15 protein-coding genes are annotated in these 18,417 nt (G+C 65.6%); 10 read left to right on the top strand and 5 right to left on the bottom strand.

Going from position 1 to position 18,417, the window contains the following annotated elements:
• Window positions 1-9 precede the first annotated feature (9 nt).
• On the top strand, window positions 10-837 hold the full coding sequence (locus tag NYE40_RS21560; protein WP_043111203.1) for a pyruvate, water dikinase regulatory protein: 828 nt from the start codon (window positions 10-12) through the stop codon (window positions 835-837).
• A gap of 833 nt (window positions 838-1,670) precedes the next feature.
• The gene (locus tag NYE40_RS21555) at window positions 1,671-2,207 is read left to right on the top strand and encodes a hypothetical protein (RefSeq protein WP_339278933.1); all 537 of its coding nucleotides are present in this window, start codon (window positions 1,671-1,673) and stop codon (window positions 2,205-2,207) included.
• 88 nt (window positions 2,208-2,295) lie between these two features.
• On the opposite strand, the gene ilvA is transcribed toward NYE40_RS21555, so the two are convergent.
• Window positions 2,296-3,606, bottom strand: a complete 1,311-nt coding sequence (gene ilvA, locus NYE40_RS21550) for a threonine ammonia-lyase IlvA (protein ID WP_084137080.1) — start codon at window positions 3,604-3,606, stop codon at window positions 2,296-2,298.
• A 150-nt stretch (window positions 3,607-3,756) separates the two neighbouring features.
• Between ilvA and NYE40_RS21545 the strand changes: the two genes are divergently transcribed.
• The 5 genes from NYE40_RS21545 to NYE40_RS21525 all read left to right on the top strand — a co-directional run bounded on the left by NYE40_RS21545 (window position 3,757) and on the right by NYE40_RS21525 (window position 8,671).
• Window positions 3,757-4,305 carry a hypothetical protein gene (locus tag NYE40_RS21545; RefSeq protein ID WP_101807761.1) on the top strand — a complete coding sequence of 183 codons (549 nt, stop codon included), beginning with the start codon at window positions 3,757-3,759 and terminating at the stop codon, window positions 4,303-4,305.
• 195 nt (window positions 4,306-4,500) lie between these two features.
• A complete protein-coding gene (locus NYE40_RS21540; protein ID WP_101807760.1) occupies window positions 4,501-5,319 on the top strand; it encodes a hypothetical protein in 819 nt (272 codons plus the stop codon).
• 29 nt (window positions 5,320-5,348) lie between these two features.
• Complete coding sequence (locus NYE40_RS21535) at window positions 5,349-5,801, top strand: flavodoxin (protein ID WP_153784394.1); 453 nt, start codon at window positions 5,349-5,351, stop codon at window positions 5,799-5,801.
• A 1,605-nt stretch (window positions 5,802-7,406) separates the two neighbouring features.
• Window positions 7,407-8,030 carry a deoxynucleoside kinase gene (locus tag NYE40_RS21530; protein WP_339278932.1) on the top strand — a complete coding sequence of 208 codons (624 nt, stop codon included), beginning with the start codon at window positions 7,407-7,409 and terminating at the stop codon, window positions 8,028-8,030.
• Window positions 8,027-8,671, top strand: coding sequence for a deoxynucleoside kinase (locus tag NYE40_RS21525; RefSeq protein ID WP_153784393.1), 645 nt, complete (start codon window positions 8,027-8,029; stop codon window positions 8,669-8,671). The genes NYE40_RS21530 and NYE40_RS21525 overlap by 4 nt, the downstream gene beginning before the upstream one ends.
• A 97-nt stretch (window positions 8,672-8,768) precedes the next feature.
• On the opposite strand, the gene NYE40_RS21520 is transcribed toward NYE40_RS21525, so the two are convergent.
• Window positions 8,769-9,140, bottom strand: a complete 372-nt coding sequence (locus tag NYE40_RS21520) for a hypothetical protein (protein ID WP_339278931.1) — start codon at window positions 9,138-9,140, stop codon at window positions 8,769-8,771.
• A gap of 157 nt (window positions 9,141-9,297) precedes the next feature.
• Here NYE40_RS21520 and NYE40_RS21515 point away from each other — a divergent pair, with 157 nt between their 5' ends.
• Window positions 9,298-10,542, top strand: coding sequence for a sialidase family protein (locus NYE40_RS21515; protein ID WP_339278930.1), 1,245 nt, complete (start codon window positions 9,298-9,300; stop codon window positions 10,540-10,542).
• 6 nt (window positions 10,543-10,548) lie between these two features.
• Here the strand turns inward: NYE40_RS21515 and rsgA are convergent, their stop codons facing one another.
• Window positions 10,549-11,790, bottom strand: a complete 1,242-nt coding sequence (rsgA, locus tag NYE40_RS21510; protein ID WP_339278929.1) for a ribosome small subunit-dependent GTPase A — start codon at window positions 11,788-11,790, stop codon at window positions 10,549-10,551.
• 660 nt (window positions 11,791-12,450) lie between these two features.
• Entirely contained in the window at window positions 12,451-13,746 is a 1,296-nt protein-coding gene (locus tag NYE40_RS21505) for a hypothetical protein (protein WP_339278928.1), read from the bottom strand.
• Window positions 13,747-13,985: 239 nt separating this feature from the next.
• Between NYE40_RS21505 and NYE40_RS21500 the strand changes: the two genes are divergently transcribed.
• Window positions 13,986-17,354, top strand: coding sequence for a glycoside hydrolase family 3 C-terminal domain-containing protein (locus tag NYE40_RS21500; RefSeq protein WP_339278927.1), 3,369 nt, complete (start codon window positions 13,986-13,988; stop codon window positions 17,352-17,354).
• Window positions 17,355-17,456: 102 nt separating this feature from the next.
• A complete protein-coding gene (locus NYE40_RS21495; protein WP_339278926.1) occupies window positions 17,457-17,960 on the top strand; it encodes a DUF2691 family protein in 504 nt (167 codons plus the stop codon).
• Window positions 17,961-18,072: 112 nt separating this feature from the next.
• On the opposite strand, the gene NYE40_RS21490 is transcribed toward NYE40_RS21495, so the two are convergent.
• On the bottom strand, window positions 18,073-18,366 hold the full coding sequence (locus tag NYE40_RS21490; protein ID WP_339278925.1) for a DUF3817 domain-containing protein: 294 nt from the start codon (window positions 18,364-18,366) through the stop codon (window positions 18,073-18,075).
• Between the last annotated feature and the right edge of the window lie 51 nt (window positions 18,367-18,417).

The raw sequence follows: 18,417 nt of genomic DNA, 5'->3' as shown, positions 1-18,417 counted from the left end.
GGGAAGAGGTTGAGCCAACGGTTGAACGAAGACAGGAAACGCATCGTCGTCTGCTCCGATTCGGCGGGGGAGACGGCGGAGACGGTCGTGCGCGCGACGCTGCGCCAGTTCGAGGCGGAGTCGGTCCAGGTGGAGCGCTGGGCGAACGTCAAGTCCGAGGAAGAGGTGCGCGAGCTGATGGAGCACGCCGCCTCGATCGGGAGCTTTGTCGTCTACACGCTGGTGCTGCCCGAGCTGCGGGAGATGATCCGCCAGGAGTCCGCGCGCCTCGGCGTCTGCGCCGTCGACGTGATGGGACCGGTCATGGAGGGCTTCGTCCGCACGTTCAACTCCGCGCCCAAGCAGGAGGCGGGACGGCCGCATCGGATGGACGAGGAATATTTCACCCGGGTGGAGGCGGTCGAGTTCACGGTCAAGTCGGACGACGGGCAGCATGTCGTCGGATGGAAGGACGCGGATCTGATCCTGCTCGGCGTCTCCCGCACGTCCAAGACGCCGCTTGGCATCTACCTGGCGCACAAAGGCTACAAGGTGGCGAACTACCCGCTCGTGCCCGAGGTCAAGCCGCCGGAGGAGCTGTTCCGCATGCCGGGCTCCCGCTTCGTCGGCCTGACGATGCAGCCGGAGAAGCTCATCTCGATCCGCATCGAGCGGCTGAAGAGCATGGGGCTGCCGGCCGGCGTCAGCTACGCCCGCCTGGAGCGGGTGGCGGAGGAGCTGGAGTACGCGCAGGAGCTGTTCCGGCGGCTCGGCTGCCTCGTCGTCGACGTGACCGACCGCGCGATCGAGGAGACCGCCGGCGTCATTCTCGATGCGCGCAAGCATTTGCTGGGCTGAGCGGGCGAAGAAATGGACCAAGGCTTTGAAGCTCGCAGGCGAGCCCCTTTCAAACCGAAAGGGGCTTTTTGCTTGTGTTTTTTGAATTGATTTCAGGTTAAATTCATTCTATTGATTTTACAAAAATTGATGGGATAAATAGAAAATGGTAATATATTGAGGGGTTTCTATCGCTTGGCAATAACAGGCCGTGGCGTGAATGGAAGGGAACTGCCGATCTTCCAGTCTGACTCGTCGCGCGAGGGAACCGAGAGTGCCTTGGTTGGTGGATTTCAGTCTGACCCGTCCCGCCAGGGAGTCGAGAGTGCCTTGGTTGGTGGACTACGGTCTGACCCGTCCCGCCAGGGAGTCGAGAGTGCCTTGGTTGGTGGATTTCAGTCTGACTCGTCTCCCCAGGGAGTCGAGAGTGCCTTGGTTGGTGGACCCCGGTCTGACCCGCCCCGCGAGGGAGTCGAGGGAACCGAGAGTGCCTCGATTCGTGGATTCCAGTCTGACGCGTCTCCCCAGGGAGTCGAGAGTGCCTTGGTTGGTTGATTCCAGTCTGTCCCGCCCCGCCAGGGAGTCGAGAGTACCTTGGTTGGTGGATTGCAGTCTGTTCCGTCGCGTGAGGGAGTCGAGAGTGCCTCGGTTGGTGGATTTCAGTCTGACCCGTCCCGCCAGGGAGTCGAGAGTGCCTTGGTTGGTGGATTTCAGTCTGACGCGTCTCCCCAGGGAGTCGAGAGTGCCTTGGCATGAAGCCGAGTGCATTTGGAATCGGACTTGGCGAATGCAATAGCAATAGCAATAGAAGCTGGAACGGTGAATTCTGCCGTATCCAGAGAGGAGGGGGAAACATGAAACGTCCGGCAAAGCTGCTGCTGGCGGGGAGCCTGCTCCTTGTGGCTGCGCTGAGCGCATCGTGGTTTTTATCTGCCGACAACAACGGAGGCAGAAATTCTGCCTCTTCCCGAGCTCCGATCTTGAACGAACCGATGTCCGGTCGCGTATCAGTCAAGTTGGACGACTCCCCGGCTGCGGTCGGCTTGCCCGCGAAGCCCGGCGTTCCCGACGAGGACGCCGCATGGTCCGGCAGGACCAGCGGCAGCAAGATGACCTCCGTTTCCTTCGAGGCTCCTCGGCATCACGGCTTCGTCGCCTTGGACTTCCTCAATGAGGGAGAAGGTGCGACGACGATCTCCGTCTCTCATCCTTCGTCCGGCGCGTTCTACTTTACGGAGAGCGTCGAACCGGGACAGCCTTTCGCCTGGAGCAGCGAACGCGACTATCCCGAAGGCATGCCGTCCGGCACCTACACGGTCAGCTTCCATTCCTCGACGGCTGAGGTGGAGGTAAGCTACTCGGGACGCGCGTCGCAGAGCGGGAATTCTTGAACGCATCTAGGAAAAAGACGGCTCCGCCTGGCGCGGAAGCCGTCTTTGCCGTTTCAATCCTTCCAATCATGCGAATCACTACAATCACTCAAATCAGCAGATCGAACAGCACCGGGTCCTTGTTCAGCTCGACGAACTGGTAGCCCTTGCCCTTCATCCGCTCGATGAGCGGACCGTAGTCCTCGCGGCGCTTGAGCTCGATGCCGACGAGCGCGGGGCCGTTCTCCTTGTTGTGCGTCTTGGTGTACTCGAAGCGCGAGATGTCGTCGTCCGGGCCGAGCACCTCGTCGAGGAATTCGCGAAGCGCGCCGGCGCGCTGCGGGAAGTTGACGGTGAAATAGTGCTTGAGCCCTTCGTAGATGAGCGAGCGCTCCTTCATCTCCTGCATGCGGTCGACGTCGTTGTTGCCGCCGCTGATGATGCAGACGACCGTCTTGCCCTCCAGCTCGTCGCGGTACAGGTCGAGCGCGGCGACCGGCAGCGCGCCGGCCGGCTCGGCGACGATGGCGTTCTCGTTGTACAGGCTGAGCAGAGTCGTGCACGCCTTGCCCTCGGGCACGAGCGCGACGTCGTCGAGCAGGTCGCGGCAGATCGCGAACGTCAGGTCGCCGATCCGCTTGACGGCCGCGCCGTCGACGAACTTGTCGATGGAGTCGAGCGGCGTCACCTCGCCGGCGCGCAGCGACAGCTCGAGCGAAGGCGCGCCTTTGGGCTCGACGCCGATGATGCGGGTGCGCGGCGACACCGCCTTGATGTACGAGGCGACGCCAGCGGCGAGGCCGCCGCCGCCGACGGTGACGAACACATAGTCCGGAATCGTATCGGTCGCATCCATGATTTCTTTGCCGACGGTGCCGTTGCCGGCGATGATCGCCGGATCGTCGAACGGATGGATGAACGCCGCGCCGGAGCGCTCGCATTCGCGGGCCGCCTCGGCATACGCGTCGTCATAGGTGTCGCCGGTCAGCACGATGTCCACCTGGTCGCCGCCGAAAAACTCCACCTGCGTCACTTTCTGGCGCGGCGTCGTGCTCGGCATGAAAATCTTTCCGCGGATGCCGAGCGTCTGACAGGAGTAGGCCACGCCCTGGGCATGGTTGCCGGCGCTGGCGCAGACGACGCCCTTGGCCAGCTCCTCCGGCGGCAGCGTGCGGATGCGGTGGTAGGCGCCGCGGATCTTGAAGGAGCGGACGACCTGCAGATCCTCCCGCTTGAGCAGCACGTTGCAGCCGTAGCGGGCGGATAAGACGCGGTTCGGCTGGAGCGGCGTGCGGGTAATGACCTCGTTGAGCGTCATCTGCGCATGCATGATGTCCTCCAGGGCGATCCGGACCGCGGGCGGCTGGTCCGCGCCGGCTGCGTCGGGACGCCTTGGAGGCTGCGGGGTGCTGGGGTTCATTCGCTTCTTCTCTTCCTTTCCGATAGATGAGATGATTGTCTTGTTATACCGCTGGGACTTGCCTTTGTCAATGGCGGGGGCAGGCCGCGGCGGGCTTCGGGCAGGACAGGCGCAGGACCGCGGGCAGAGACGACAGGAGGAGATCTACGTATGGGAAAAGTCGCAAAAGGATTCATCGGCCTGCTCGTCGCGCTGCTCGTGCTGGCCGCAGCCGGCGCGGCCGCGGCCGTCTGGTACATCCGGCCGCAGCAGGAGCTGACGCTCGCGCATGAGCCGATCGACCTCGCGGCCAAGGGGCTGGAGATGGTCCAGTCCGGCAAGGCCGAGCTGTTCCTGAGCGGGCAGGACATCAACAATCTGGCGCGGGAGCGTCTCTCCGCCCAGCCGCAGGTGACGCCGGAATTCCGCATCGAGGGGGCGCAGCTGACGCTGCAGGGACAGCGGCTGACGGCCGACATCGCCGGACGCTACCGCGACCTGCTGGATGCGGGCGTGCAGGCCGAATACCGGCTGGAGTGGCGCGATCCCGACCTCGTCGCGACGCCGCTGTCCGCCAAGCTGCGCGGCATCGCCCTGCCGGCCGGGACGCTGGAGCCGATCGTCATCCCGGTCGGCTCGCAGCTGCCGTCTGTCGTCGGCATCCGCTCGGTCGAGTTCCGGGACGGCGGCGTCGCTGTCGCGCTCCAGCTGCGGCTGTAGGCGGCGAAGGGGGGCCGGAAGGCCCTTCTTTTTTAATGCCGTTGACATCGGCGGCTGGAATCCGTATCCTATATGATGAGATTGAGAATCATTATCATACAAGCCGATGAGGCCGACCGCATGTCGGAAGCGTCGGATTGGAAGCGCCGCTGAGCGCATAGATCCATACGGAATCGAGAGAGGGTGAGAGCAGCCATGTCGAGGGACCACGCGGCGGAGACGCGCGAGGCGAGGGAGCCGCTGTCCTGCTCGTCGGTGCTGGCGGGGGGCGGCACGCTGTACGCCGCTACGATGGGCAGCGGCATTTACCGCAAGCGCGAGGAGCACCGCTGGGAGCGGATCAGCACGCCGGAGATGGACGGATTGACGGTCAACCGGCTCGTCCTGGCGGGAGAGAGGCTGCATGCGTGCACGAGCCGGGGACTGTATATCTTTGATGGAGAAGAGTGGGAGACGGAGGAGCTGGAGCTGCCGGTATTCCAGTACCGCGCCGAGGGCGGATGCCTGTATGCGTGCACGACGCACGGCCTCTGGTGCTCGCATGGAGCGGACTGGGGCTCGGCGGCGTTCGCGGACCGCAAGGTGTACGACATCGTGAACGTGCCTCAGTACCTTATCCTCGGATGCGAGAAAGGGCTGGCGCTGTACGACCGCTTCAGCTCCGCCTGGATGGAGTTCGATCTCGGGGCGGGCGTGACGAGCGTGGCGGTATGCCACGGCCGGCTGATCGGCGTGAGCGAGCTCGGCGAGCTCGTCGTCGGCACGCCTCAGCATGGCTTTGAGCGCTACCGGTATCCGGGGCTGTTCCTGTTCTCGATCGCGGTCCGGGGCGGGCAGCCGCTGCTCTGCTCGGACCGCGGCCTTTACCGCGCGGCGTGGCTGGGAGGCCGGATCGCGCTCCGTCCGGTGGAGACGACGGGACCGGTGACGGACGTGGATGCGAGCGGGGAACGGCTGTATCTGGCGACTTTATATGAGGGCATCCGTCAGCTCGACGGCATGCTGCCGGGCTGATCGCCCGAGCGAAAGGGAGGAGCGGGGAGATGGAGAAGATCATCCTGGTCTGCTGCAGCATGACCGGCAATACGGAGGAGATGGCCGACGCGATCGCCGCCGGCGCCCGCGAGGCGGGCGCGCAGCTGACCGTGCGGGATATTCTGGACGCGGAGGCGGCGGAGCTGGAGCAGTACGACGGCATATTCATCGGAGCTTACACCTGGGGCGAGGGCGATCTGCCCGACGAGAGCCTCGATCTGTACGAAGGGCTCGACGCGGTGGACTTGGCCGGCAAGACGGCGATGGCGTTCGGCTCGGGCGATACGTCGTACGACATCTACTGCGGGGCCGTCGACCAGTTCGAGGCCAAGCTGGCCGAACGCGGAGCGGCGATTTTCGCGCCCGGCTTCAAGGTCGAGTTCAACCCGTCCGACGAGGAAAAGGAGCAGCTGCGCGAGCTCGGCCGCCGCATGGCCGAGCTGACGGTCGAGGCGCTGTGACGGTTCGACCCGCCCCCTGGGCGTAACATTCAAAGCAGGCCGGATGAGCGACAGGCGCTCCATCCGGCCTGCTTTTGCTTGCGGCAACGAGATACGGCGATAGTAGGATCGGCCGATCGCTATGTTCTGCCCGTCCAGCGGCCCATTCGGCAACCTGCGTGTTCTTCATCGCATGTCCGCATGCCCCGTGCGCCGCACGAAGGAAGTTTCGACTCCTTGATCGCATGTCCGGACGCCCCGTGCGCCGCACGAAGGAAGTATCGACTCCTTGATCGCATGTCCGCACGCCCCGCGCGCCGCACGAAGGAAGTTTCGACTCCTTGATCGCATGTCCGCATGCCCCGTGCGCCGCACGAAGGAAGTATCGACTCCTTGATCGCATGTCCGCACGCCCCGCGCGCCGCACGAAGGAAGTATCGACTCCTTGATCGCATGTCCGCACGCCCGCAAGTCGGATGAGTTGGTCCCGAGGAGGAAGTGCGCCGCTCTACGCGCGGAAAAACCGTGCGTAGGAGCAGCCCGGTGCGGGAGACGACGCTCTACGCGCGGAAAAACCGTGCGTAGGAGCAGCCCGGTGCGGGAGACGGCGCCCTACGCGCGGAAAAACCGTGCGTAGGAGCAGCCCGGCACGGGAGACGGCGCCCTACGCGCGGAAAAACCGTGCGTAGGAGCAGCCCGGCACGGGAGACGGCGCTCTACGCGCGGAAAAACCGTGCGTAGGAGCAGCCCGGCGCGGGAGACGGCGCCCTACGCGCGGAAAAAACGTGCGTAGGAGCAGCCCGGCGCGGGAGACGCCGCTCTACGCGCGGAAAAACCGTGCGTAGGAGCAGCCCGGTGCGGGAGACGGAGCTCTACGCGCGGAAAAAACGTGCGTAGGAGCAGCCCGGTGCGGGAGACGGCGCTCTACGCGCGGAAAAACCGTGCGTAGGTGCAGCCCGGTGCGGGAGACGGCGCTCTACGCGCGGAAAAACCGTGCGTAGGTGCAGCCCGGTCCGATAGACGGCGCCCTACGCGCGGAAAAACCGTGCGTAGGAGCGGCCCGGCACGGGAGACGGCGCTCTACGCGCGGAAAAACCGTGCGTAGGTGAAGCGTCAGCCTGCCAAGCCTTCTCTAGAGCTGGCACGGGTACATTTTTTAACGGAATGTGAAAAAGAGCGTTCTCCTCAACCCTCGAAGCGGCTATAATCAAGCAGTGCGTCCGCGAAAGCCGCTCCCAAGGCGGGAAGCTCGGACGCAGAGGACCGGGGCAAGCCCGGCAAGCCAAGCCAGCGTGCCGAATCAGTCCAGGCCAGCCAAGCTCGGCCAGTCAGGCCAGCCCTACCGGCCAGCCCTACCGGCCAGCCCTACCGGCCAGCCCTACCGGCCAGCCCTACCGGCCAGCCCTACCGGCCAGCCCTACCGGCCAGCCCTACCGGCCAGCCCTACCGGCCAGCCCTACCGGCCAGCCCTACCGGCCAGCCCGGCCAGCCCGGCAAGCCAAGCCAGATCCGGCCAGCCAAGCCCAGCCAGCCAGCCCGGCCAGCCAGGCCGGTCCGGCATAGGCCAGCAAGTCCCGGCAAGCCGAGAACGGCTGCCGGCAAGCATTCAAGGGGGAAGCAGCTACGATGAGTCAAGCGCCATATATCGCCGTCGAGGGGCCGATCGGGGCCGGCAAGACGACGCTCGCCACGATGCTGGCCGAAGCGTGGGGATACCCGCTGGTCAAGGAGATCGTCGAGGAGAATCCTTTTCTGGACAAATTCTATCAGGACATGGACGACTGGAGCTTCCAGCTCGAAATGTTCTTCCTGTGCAACCGCTACAAGCAGCTCGAGGACGCCGTCATCCCGAGACTGGCCGCGGGCCAGGCGATCGTCTCGGACTACCATATCTACAAGAACCTGATCTTCAGCGAGCGCACGCTGAAGGGCGTGAAGCGCGACAAGTACCGCCACATCTACCATGTGCTCACCGACGACCTGCCCAAGCCGAACGTCATCGTCTACATCCGCGCCAGCCTGGACGTGCTGCTGGAGCGCATCGCCAGGCGCGGACGGCCGTTCGAGGACGAGATGTCCACGGCCTACCTGCAGCAGCTGATCGAGGACTACGATACGGCGATGAGCCAGCTGGCCGAGCGCGAGCCGGATACGATCATCCTGCCGATCGACGGCGACTCCGTCGACTTCGTAGCCGACCGCGGCGAGTTCGACAAGATCGTCGCGCGCGTAAAGGAGTGCATCCGATGAGCGCCAACCCCTACGGCATCCCGCAAAACGCCGTCATCACCGTCGCGGGCACGGTCGGCGTCGGCAAGTCGACGCTGACCGCGGCGCTCGCGCAGCGGCTCGGCTTCCGCACGTCGCTGGAGAAGGTCGATTTCAACCCCTATCTGGAGAAGTTCTACCATGACTTCGAGCGCTGGAGCTTCCACCTGCAGATCTACTTCCTCGCCGAGCGGTTCAAGGAGCAGAAGAAGATGTTCGAGCTCGGCGGCGGCTTCGTGCAGGACCGCTCGATCTACGAGGATACGGGCATCTTCGCCAAGATGCACGCCGACCAGGGAACGATGTCCCCGGTCGACTACGAGACGTACACGAGCCTGTACGAGGCGATGGTCATGACGCCGTACTTCCCGCATCCGGACGTTCTGCTCTACATCGAGGGCAGCCTGCCGTCGATCCTCGCCCGCATCGCCGAGCGCGGCCGGGAGATGGAGATCCAGACCGACGTCTCCTACTGGGAGCATATGCACGAGCGTTATGCGAAGTGGATCGACGGCTTCAGCGCCTGTCCGGTGCTGCGCCTGAACATCGACGAGTACGACGTCAACGATCCGGCCTCGACCGCCGACATCCTGACGCGCATCGGCCGCGTCATCGGCGGCTGAAGGCTGCCTCCAGAAGATATCGCCTCCTCCCAAAAAAGGACCCCGATCGACGCCGGACGGCGCCAGTCGAGGTCCTTTTTGTCCGGCCGGCAGCGGCTCAGGTCGGGACAAGCGCGGGAATCATCGTCATCTTGGACAACGGGAAGCCCTGCTCGTTCACGAGATTGCCGAACTCGTCCAATCCGTAGGTCGAATAGATCGGGTTCGCCAGCACGGCGCTGTTGTCCAGCTGCACCTCGTACGCGATGTTGCCCGCGATCGTGAACGTCCGGATGTCCGCGGCGAAGCCGGCGACTGCGAACGACGACACGTAGACCGGAGTCAGCGTCGGGATGGCGGGCGAGACGGCGAAAATCTTCAGCGTTACGGTCGCCACTCCGGCTGCCGCGTTGCGGGTATTGACGACAATCGTCGTCGCGGCCGTGCCGGTCGCGCGCGTATTGGTAACGAGCCCTGTCGTATAAGCCATGTCCACTCCTCCTCTTGTCCTTTTCTCCTACTCTATGAATTGGACGCGGAATTCGATCCGGCCGGGAGGCAAAACCCGCATCTGCATAGTCAGGCGGCCTTGGGACGGCGTATGGTATCACGATACCGATCCTATTAATTCGAGAGGAGAATGGAGCATGGCCAACTTTAATTTCAACGTGACGACTCCCGGCGCCAATCCGAAGTTCGAGCCCTCCGTCGCCGTCAATCTGCTGACTCCTTCCATCATGGTCGGGACGGCGACGGACTACACTACCGGAGTCCCGCAGATCGGGCTGTACCGCTCTCTGGACGGGGGCGCGACCTGGAGCAATACGGTGCTTCCGCTGCCGTCCGGCTTCACCGGCGCGGAGGCCGCGGTGGCGGCGTATGCGTTTCCGACCACGTTTTACGTCTCGGCGCATGTCTTTCCCGGAGACAGCGACGGCACGACCTACGTCTACAAGTCGACCGACAACGGCGCGACGTTCGCCGCTCCCGTGCTCGTCGCGCCGGGCTACGGCACCTACATCAACAATGACGAGACGAATACGGTCGTGGACAACTCGCAGTCGAGCCCGTTCCTGGGGAATGTCTACGTTCTGTACAACCATCAGTTCAACGTGGAGAACAACGGCAACTCCGTCGCGTTCCTGACGCGCTCCGAGGACAGCGGCGCCACCTGGGACCATACGGTGCTGCTGTCCAGCGACGCCAACCAGGTGGAGCGTCCGGACGCGACGGTCGACCTGGTCGGCAACGTGGTCGCGGGGTGGATCACCGTCAACCCGAGCTACCGCTTCGTCGTGCGCACCTCAGCCGATGGAGGCACGACGTTCGCGGCTCCCGTTACGGTGAGCACGATCGTGCCGGTGCCGACGGTGCTGCCGGTGACGGGCTACAACTTCCGCGTCTTGACATTCGCCAACCTGTCCTCCGACCGTTCGATCAGTCCCTATACGGGGAACATCTACGCGGTATGGCAGGACTTCCGCCAAGGCTATGCGGACGTCTACATGAGCATCTCGACCGACACCGGCAGCACCTGGTCGGCTGCCGTGAGCATCACCGGGGCGCCGGCGGGCTCGCAGAATTTCTTTCCGGCCATCGACGTCGATCCGCTGACCGGCTGCGTCAACGTCATCTACTACAGCAATCAGGTGGACGGCTTCGATCTCGACGTCTACGTCGCCCGCTCCATCAACGGCGGGCAGTCGTTCACCAACACGCGCATCACCGACGTGTCGTTCAACCCGAACGGAACGAGTCCGACGCCCGTGCCGCTCATCGGGGACTACATCGACATCACGTCCGTGCCGCCGGGAGGGTACATCGGCATCTGGACGAATACGAGCGACTCGCTGTATATCGTGGCGGGCTATTCCAACAACGTCATTACTTGAAAAAGGTCAGTCCCACTGCTGCGCCGCTTCCTTGCCGGAGCGGCGCTCCTGCTTGCGGCGCTGCTTGTTGTGGGCGGGCGGCAGGCTCTTGCGCGCGGCGGACTGCTCCTTGCGGGCGACGCGCGCCAGCTCGCGGCCCGTCTTGAGGTAGTTCTCGTAGCGCCCGGCGTCCAGCTCTCCGCTGGCGAGGGCGCTTTTGATCGCGCAGCCCTGCTCGCGCTTGCCATGCGTGCAGTCGCCGAAGCGGCACTGCGAGGCGAGCTCCTCGATGTCGGCAAAGGCGCCGGCATGCGCAGACGACGAGCCGCCCTCGTCCCATAGCTGCAGCTCGCGCATGCCCGGCGTGTCCATGAGCAGCGCGCCGCCCGGCAGGCGGAACAGCTCGCGATGCGTCGTCGTGTGGCGGCCGCGATCGTCGCCTCCGCGCACGCCTTGCACGCGCTGCGAGGCTTCGCCCGCCAGCTCGTTCAGCAGCGTCGACTTGCCGACGCCGGACGAGCCGGCGACCGCGATCGTGCGTCCCGGCTGCAGGTAAGGCCGCAGCTGCTCGAGCCCTTGGCCGAGCTGCGCGCTGACGGCATGCACGGCGACGCCGGGAGCGGCTCCTTCGACCTCGCGCACGAGCGCTTCTGGATCGTCCGCGAGGTCGGCCTTTGTCAGCAGCACGACCGGCGTCGCCCCGCTCTCCCACGCCGCCACCAGGTAGCGCTCGATGCGCCGCAGGTTGAAGTCGTGGTTCAGCGCCATCGTCAGGAACAGGACGTCGATGTTGGCGGCGACGACTTGGCCCTCCTGGACCTGGCCGGCTTCCTTGCGGATGAGCGCCGAGCGGCGCTCCAGCAGCGCGTGGATGCTGGCGCGGGAGCTGTCGCCGGGCTTCGGCACGGAGGAGAGCACCCAGTCGCCCACGGCCGGGTAGGAGGTGCGGGACGCCGCGCCGTGCGCGTAGCGTCCGGTCACTTCGGCGAGATGCTCGCCGTCCGCCGCCGCGAGCCGGTACAGATGAGAGAACTGCGCGACGATGCGCGCAGGCTCCAGGCCGGCCGTGGACAAGCCGCCGGCTTGCAGCCGGCTGGCGGCCGCCGCGAGCGGCTCGGACCAGGCTTCGTTCCAGCCGAGCGGCTGCAGCGCTTCTTCGTCGAAGGCAGCGAGGCTAGGAGCGGTAACGATGCCGTCCGGTCCGTTCGTTTCGAGCGGTGGACGGGGAGCTTGAGGGACGCTGTTTTTATCGGTGTGGAATGGGTTCAAGGGAATCTCTCCTTTTTTTGTAGGGGAATGAAAAAAAGCCCGCAGCGGCCGGAAGGCCGGGTCTGCGGACCGATTGAGGGAGGCGACGGAGCGGGCGAGCGGCGCCGCCTGCCCGCGAGCCTGCGGACGGGGGGCGCGGCTGCACGGCCGAAGGCCAAGCAAAAAGCCGCAGGAGACAGCGGTCTCCTGCGGCTTAGGCATGGGCATGGCGTCAGGCAGGCAGCCTCGTCCCGGAGGGGACGGCAGGCGGCCTGGCCCGCGTCATGCGGCAAGCTCCGTAGAAACCGGCATAGGGACAATCGACGACATGCGCATTGCGATAATAGTCACCATAGAACATCGGCCTCCTTGACTAAGATAGGTCCAGTATAGCCTCCGGCGAGCCGGAGGAGCAAGGTAGAGAACGGGTATAGCGGATTGCGGTCCCGACCGTGGAAGAAGCCCACGCTGCTCGGAGCGAGGGCTTTTGTGCACATGCCGTTATTGCCGTAAGGGAGCGCGGTCCGCCAGCTGCGGCGCGTTCTAACAACATGTATCCGTGAAGACGGCTTCGAGCTGGATGCTCATACAGTCCTTAGCCTCGTCGGTGAAGCCCGGTTGTCGCGGTTCGCCTTGGTGCGCATGCGGGGAAGCATGGGGACGGCGACAGAGGCGGCCGCTTCAGTCCGCGCTCGGAGGCAGCCAGTCGATCCGCTCTACGGGCAGGCCGATCTCAGCGAGCAGAGCGGAGCTGACGTACAGGCGGTCGCCGAGCAGCTGGCTCGTGCCGCTGTCGGCGCGGACCGCTCCGGCCGGGCCGGTCAGCTCGAACCAATTCTCGCTGCCGCGCTTGCCGGGAACTTGGTGCGCTTCGACGCGGAGGCCGGCGGTCTCGATCAGCTCCCGTGCGGGCAGCAGCGTGCGGCCGCCGCGGATGAAGGCGAACGACAAATCGACGCTGATGCCGGGAGCGATGACGGCGCGGGCGACCGGCTCTACGTCCAGCGTCGTCGTGGTCACCGGCAGCTCCTGCGGCTGCAGGCCGGCCGGCGGAGGCTCCGCCGGCGGGGCCGGATTTTGATACGACGTCCCGGGCTGGATCGGCGAGCGGATCTCGCGCAGGTCCTTGTCCGAGGCGGGCCGCCGGGAGCCGTCCTTCAGGTCGAGCACGGAGCCGGGGCGGCCCGGCTCGTTGAGCAGGAGGAGCGCCCGGTTGCTCTTGGGATCGTAGGCTTGCAGGCGGGCGAATGCGACAAGAGACGGATTGCCGGTGACGGGATCGATGCGGAGCACCTCGATCCGCTTGCTGCGAGGATTGTAAGCCTCGCCGATCATGCCGCCATCCGGCAGCGGAAAGAAGTCGGACGACCAGCCATAGTCGCCGATTTCCCGAATAAGGCCGTTCGGCGAGCGGTAATAGAGCTTGTACGAGACGCTCGTGCGGATGCCGTCCTGGAGCTTCTGATAGGACTCGATCCGCAGCATGGTCATGCCCGTATCGCCTTCGCTGAAAGCGGCGCCTACGCTGGCCCGGTCGCGTGCCGGATCGTAGCGGCCGACGAGCGGCGTCGTGCGGTTGTACATGCCGGACAAGGCGAGCCGAGGCTCTCCGGCCATGCCGTCCCAGTAGGACACGACATCGGGCTCGAGCGCGTGCCAGGAGCCCTCGCGGTCCTGGTAGACTTGTCGGATCAAGGGGAAGTAGCGGCCGGTCTCGTAGGCGTAGGCGGTATAATAGGAGCGGCCGCTTGCTTCGTCGGCGTAGTCGGACGAGAACGACCAGTCGTAGCGTCGCGCCGGTTCGTCGCTGTAGACCGCGGCGGCGACGGTCGCGGACGGCTGCCGCTCCTGCGGCGCGGCGCCTGCGGCAACCGCCTGTGACGGCGGCGCCGCCGTCAGCACGGCCAAGGCGCCGAGCGCAGGCAGGACGGTCAAGGCGCCCAGCGCAGGCAGCAGGCGGCGGATCGGTTTTTTCATCGGCAGGTCTCCTTCGTTGCAGAGGGATGCGAATCTGCTTCGTTGGACGCGAGGGCCGAAGGAAAAGTTGCGTGAAATGGAAAATACCGGACGGCGACAGCGGCGGATCTCCGATTTCTATATGAAAAAGGCTGCGAATCACCGGGTGACGAATTGCTTGAAACCGCTTTATTATAAAGTCAGTCATCCTTTGCCCAGGAGGCAGGGGAAAATTCGGACGGAACGAAGGAGTGCCGGGCATGAGCGAGAACACGAATGCAACCGCTGCTGCAAGCGCGGAAGCTGAGGCCATTGTCGATTCAACCGCCACGACGAGCACGAACGCCGGCGCGGCGCGAGCGTTCGCTTTTTACAACCATGAGCTGCCGCTGGCGGAAAGGGTCGCCGACCTCGTCTCGCGGCTGACGCTGGAGGAGAAGATCGGGCAGATGCCGCAGTACCAGGAGGAGGTGCCGCGGCTCGGCCTCTCCAAGTACAAGCACGGCACCGAAGGCGCGCACGGCATCGCCTGGCTCGGCGAGGCGACGGTATTCCCGCAGCCGATCGGGCTGGCGTCCACCTGGGACGAGGAGCTGCTGCGGCAGGTCGGCGAGGCGATCGGCACCGAGGCGAGGGTGTTTTACCAGCGCGACCCGGAGCGCAACGGGCTGACGATCTGGGCGCCGACGGTCGACATGGAGCGCGACGCCCGCTGGGGCCGGACGGAGGAGGCTTACGGCGAGGACCCGCTGCTGGCGGGCAAGCTGACGGCGGCGCTCGCGCGCGGCATGCAGGGAGACGACCCGGCGTATTTGCGCGCGGTCGCGACGCTGAAGCATTTTTATGCCAACAACAACGAGCTGCATCGCGGCTTCGGCTCGGCCAGCATCGACGCCCGCAGCAAGCGCGAGTATTACCTCAAGGTGTTCGAGCTGGCGTTCAAGGAGGGCGGCGCGAAGTCGATGATGACCGCCTACAACAGCGTCAACGGCGTGCCGGCCAACCTGCTGGACGACATCGAGGCGATCGTGCGCGGCGAGTGGGGCATGGACGGCTTTGTCGTGAGCGATGCGGGCGACGTGCTCGGCACCGTGCATGAGCACAAGCATGTCGACTCGTACGCCGAGGCGGCCGCACTCTCGATCCGGGCGGGCATCGACAGCATCACCGACGACGCGGAGACGGTCAAGCGGGCGATCCGCGACGCTCTGGAGCAGGGCTTGCTGGAGGAGGCCGATCTCGACCGCGCTCTGTCGCGCACGTTCTCCGTGCGGATGCGTCTGGGCGAGTTCGACCCGCCGGGGCTGAATCCGTATGAAGGCGTGCCCGAGGAAAAGGTCGGATCGCCCGAGCATGCCGCCCTGTCGCGCCTGGCGGCGGAAAAGTCGGTCGTGCTGCTGCGCAACGAGCCTGCGGCAGCAGGAGCGGACGGCACGGCGGCTCCGCAGAGCGAAGCGGCGGCCGCCGGCAGCGAGGCCGCGACCCGAGGCCGCGGCGAATCTTCAGCTGCCAGCGAGGCGGCTCGGACCGTAATCGCTGGCGCCGCCGCCGGGGATGCCGCGCCGCTGCTGCCGCTCGCGCCGCAGGGGCGGATCGCCGTCATCGGGCCGCTGGCCGACGAGGCGTTCACGGACTGGTACAGCGGCACGCCGCCGTACCGGAGCACGCCGCTGGCCGGCATCCGGGAGCGGCTCGCCGACGCCGGCGAAGCCGTCTATGCGACGGGCGGCAGCAAGCTGCGTCTGCGCAGCGTGACGAGCGGCCGCTACGTCGGGAGCGGGCCGGTGTTGACGGCGGACGCGGCAGGGCCGGAGGAGGCCGAGATATTCGAGGCGACCGACTGGGGCTATGGCAATGTGACGCTGCGCGCCCAGTCGAGCGGCAAGCTCGTCACGGACGCCGAGGACGGGCTGACGGCAAGCGCGGACGAGGCGCGCGGCTGGTTCGTCAAGGAAGTGTTCCGTCTGGAAGACGCGCAGGCGGGCTTGGGTGACCAGGCGCAGGCGGCGGCTGATGGAGTCCGTGCAGGCGCGCAGCCAGCAGCGGGGGCCGGCTCGTCCGGGACGGCTGCGGGCAGCCGTTTTGGCAAGGAGGAAGAGCGCGGCGCGCGGACCGTCGAGCTGCGCACCTGGGACGGCACGCCGGTAGGCCTGCTGGCGGACGGGCGGCTCATGCCGGCGGAGCTTGCGCCGGAGGCGGCGGTCAACGCGGCCGACGCGGCCAATCCGGACGCCGCCGCCGAGGCGGAGCGCGCCGAGCGGCTGCGTCAGCGCCGCAAGCCGGCGCAGGCGGAACGGTTCCTCGTCGAGGTCGTCGAGGACGGGATCTCGGCGGCGGTGCGGCTGGCGGCATCGGCGGACGCGGCGGTCGTCGTCGTCGGCAACCAGCCTTTCATCAACGGCAAGGAGGATGCGGACCGCCCCGGCATCGCGCTCGCGGCCGCCCAGCAGGAGCTGATTCGCGCCGTTCTGCGCGCCAATCCGCGCACGGCCGTGCTGCTCGTGAGCAGCTATCCGTTCGCGCTCGAGGGCCTCGAGCGGGAAGCTCCTGCGATCTTGCAGCTATGCCATGCCTCGCAGGAGCTCGGCCGCGCGGCGGCCGGGGCGATCTTCGGCGATTACAGCCCGGCAGGACGGCTGCCGATGACATGGCCGGCGACGGAGCAGGGGATGCCGTCGATCATGGACTACGACATCATCCGCAGCGGCCGCACGTACCATTATGGAGACATTTCGGTGCTCTATCCGTTCGGCCACGGCTTGTCGTATGCGGCGTTCCGCTACGGGGAGCTGCGCGTGGACCGTGAGGCGCTGGAGGCGGGCGATGCGGCGACGGTGCGGCTGGAGGTCACGAATGAGAGCGGCCTGGAGGCCGACGAGGTCGTGCAGCTTTATGCCCGCATCGAAGGCTCGGCGTTTCAGCGGCCGAAGCGGCAGCTGGTCGGCTTCCGCCGGCTGCGGCTCGCGGCAGGGGAGACGGCGACGGCGGAGTTCCGCGTCGAGGCGTCGCAGCTGGCCGTCTGGGACTCGGCGGCAGACCGCTGGGCGTTCGAAAGCGGCGTCTGCCGCCTGCTCGCCGGCGCGAGCTCGGCGGACATCCGCGCCGAGGCGCGGCTGCGGCTGGACGGCGAGCCGCTGGCCGCCCGGCCGCTCGGCGATTGGACCGCAGCCTCGTCCTATGACGAGGCGCGCGGGCTCGCCATCGACGCCTGCCGGGACGGCGGCGACAGCGTGCGCCCGGACGTTTTTGCTGCTGCTGATCCGGCAGCCGCAGCAGCTGCTGCAAGCGCGGCTCCAGCAGCCGGAGCAGGCGCAAGCGCAGCGCCTGGCCAGGGCTGGGCGCGCTACGGGCGCGGCTCGCTGCCGGTTGGCGCGGACCGTTTCGAAGCGCGCGTGTCCGGCGCAGGCGGCGGCAGCGTCGAGCTGCGCCTCGGCGGTCCGGACGGCGAGCTGCTCGCGCGCTGCGACGTGCCGCGCACCGGCGGTCCGCAGGCGTGGACGACCGTCGCCGCGCCGCTGGCGCTGCCGGCGGACTCTGCTGCCGCGGCCGGTCGAGATGGAGCGGACACTGTTTCCGTCGTGCTGCGCGGCGAGATCGGATTGGCGCGATTCCGTGTCGTGAAGTCGTAGACGATTGGAGCGGCTTCTTTCGGCATGATACCAACCTATTTAAACTTTTCTGCACAGCAGCCATCGATCCGAAAGATCGGGGCGATCTGGAGGTGAACGTAATTGAAACGGGATCTCCGCAACGAAAGCGCTGGAGGAAATAGAAGAGGAATCAGCTTTGAGATTCCGAACGAATATGGGAGGCATCTTCTAGAACTATTGAAGCCCTTCCCGATCGAGCAATTCGACTGGTACGCAGGGGGAGAGGAATCCTATATCACCGATGGAAGCCAACCGATCGAGCCGCTCTTTTCCGGAGAAAAGGTCGGCCTGGATGGAGCCAGCCTGAAGCGGATGCTTGAAAACTCCTTTCAATATTTGATTTTTTTAAACATGAAGGCTTTCCCTAAAGGAAAACATGTCTTTGATGTCGCCACTTACGAGGATTTTTTGACGAGCCATTGCCAACTGGCGATTCTCGTCATTGATTCGGTATATGTCACGGTTTATGGCAAGGAGATGGAGCAGGTAGAGGAGCTTTATCAAATCGGAGTGAGAAACGGTTATTCCAATGTCCGGTTCCTGACGGATGAAAATGATTCTAGGACGGTGCTGTCGGTCTGGTAGCCGAGACGCTGCCTTGGTCGCCGGGTCGATACGAATAGGCTCTCCAACGAAAACCAGGACGTGCCGCGGCACGTCCTGGTTTGCTTTCAGCAGGTTGGAATGGTTGCTTTGGTTAAGCCGGGTCGCGCTTGATGCGGGCATCGAGCCAGAACGTGCCGAACGGCACGAACGACAGCAGCACGGCGCCGACGAGGCGGCCAAGCTTCCAGCGGGCGGAGATCGTGGCCAGCAGCAGCGTGATCATATACAGCACGAACAGTCCGCCGTGGGCGGCGCCGACGATCGTGACGGGCAAGCTCCAGCCGCCCAAGTATTTGAGCGGCATGGCGATGAACAGCAGGATCAGAAAAGACCATCCTTCCAGCAGAGCGACGAACCGGAAGCGGCCGACAGCCGTTTTGAGCATGGGAACCTCCTCGGATAATGGAAACGATAAGAGCGCAGCCGGCTGCGAGCC

It is taken from the genome of Paenibacillus sp. FSL W8-1187, assembly GCF_037965485.1.
Lineage (GTDB): Bacteria > Bacillota > Bacilli > Paenibacillales > Paenibacillaceae > Paenibacillus_O > Paenibacillus_O pasadenensis.
The sequence above is the reverse complement of the archived record's forward strand: the minus strand, read 5'-3'. Positions and strand labels throughout refer to the sequence as shown.

Coding starts and splice junctions, on each gene's coding strand:
- NYE40_RS21500 (WP_339278927.1), top strand. CDS start 13,986: ATGAGCGAGAACACGAATGCAACCGCTGCTGCAAGCGCGGAAGCTGAG.
- NYE40_RS21520 (WP_339278931.1), bottom strand. CDS start 9,140: ATGGCTTATACGACAGGGCTCGTTACCAATACGCGCGCGACCGGCACG.
- ilvA (WP_084137080.1), bottom strand. CDS start 3,606: ATGAACCCCAGCACCCCGCAGCCTCCAAGGCGTCCCGACGCAGCCGGC.
- NYE40_RS21505 (WP_339278928.1), bottom strand. CDS start 13,746: ATGAAAAAACCGATCCGCCGCCTGCTGCCTGCGCTGGGCGCCTTGACC.
- NYE40_RS21555 (WP_339278933.1), top strand. CDS start 1,671: ATGAAACGTCCGGCAAAGCTGCTGCTGGCGGGGAGCCTGCTCCTTGTG.
- NYE40_RS21490 (WP_339278925.1), bottom strand. CDS start 18,366: ATGCTCAAAACGGCTGTCGGCCGCTTCCGGTTCGTCGCTCTGCTGGAA.
- NYE40_RS21540 (WP_101807760.1), top strand. CDS start 4,501: ATGTCGAGGGACCACGCGGCGGAGACGCGCGAGGCGAGGGAGCCGCTG.
- NYE40_RS21545 (WP_101807761.1), top strand. CDS start 3,757: ATGGGAAAAGTCGCAAAAGGATTCATCGGCCTGCTCGTCGCGCTGCTC.
- NYE40_RS21530 (WP_339278932.1), top strand. CDS start 7,407: ATGAGTCAAGCGCCATATATCGCCGTCGAGGGGCCGATCGGGGCCGGC.
- NYE40_RS21535 (WP_153784394.1), top strand. CDS start 5,349: ATGGAGAAGATCATCCTGGTCTGCTGCAGCATGACCGGCAATACGGAG.
- NYE40_RS21515 (WP_339278930.1), top strand. CDS start 9,298: ATGGCCAACTTTAATTTCAACGTGACGACTCCCGGCGCCAATCCGAAG.
- NYE40_RS21525 (WP_153784393.1), top strand. CDS start 8,027: ATGAGCGCCAACCCCTACGGCATCCCGCAAAACGCCGTCATCACCGTC.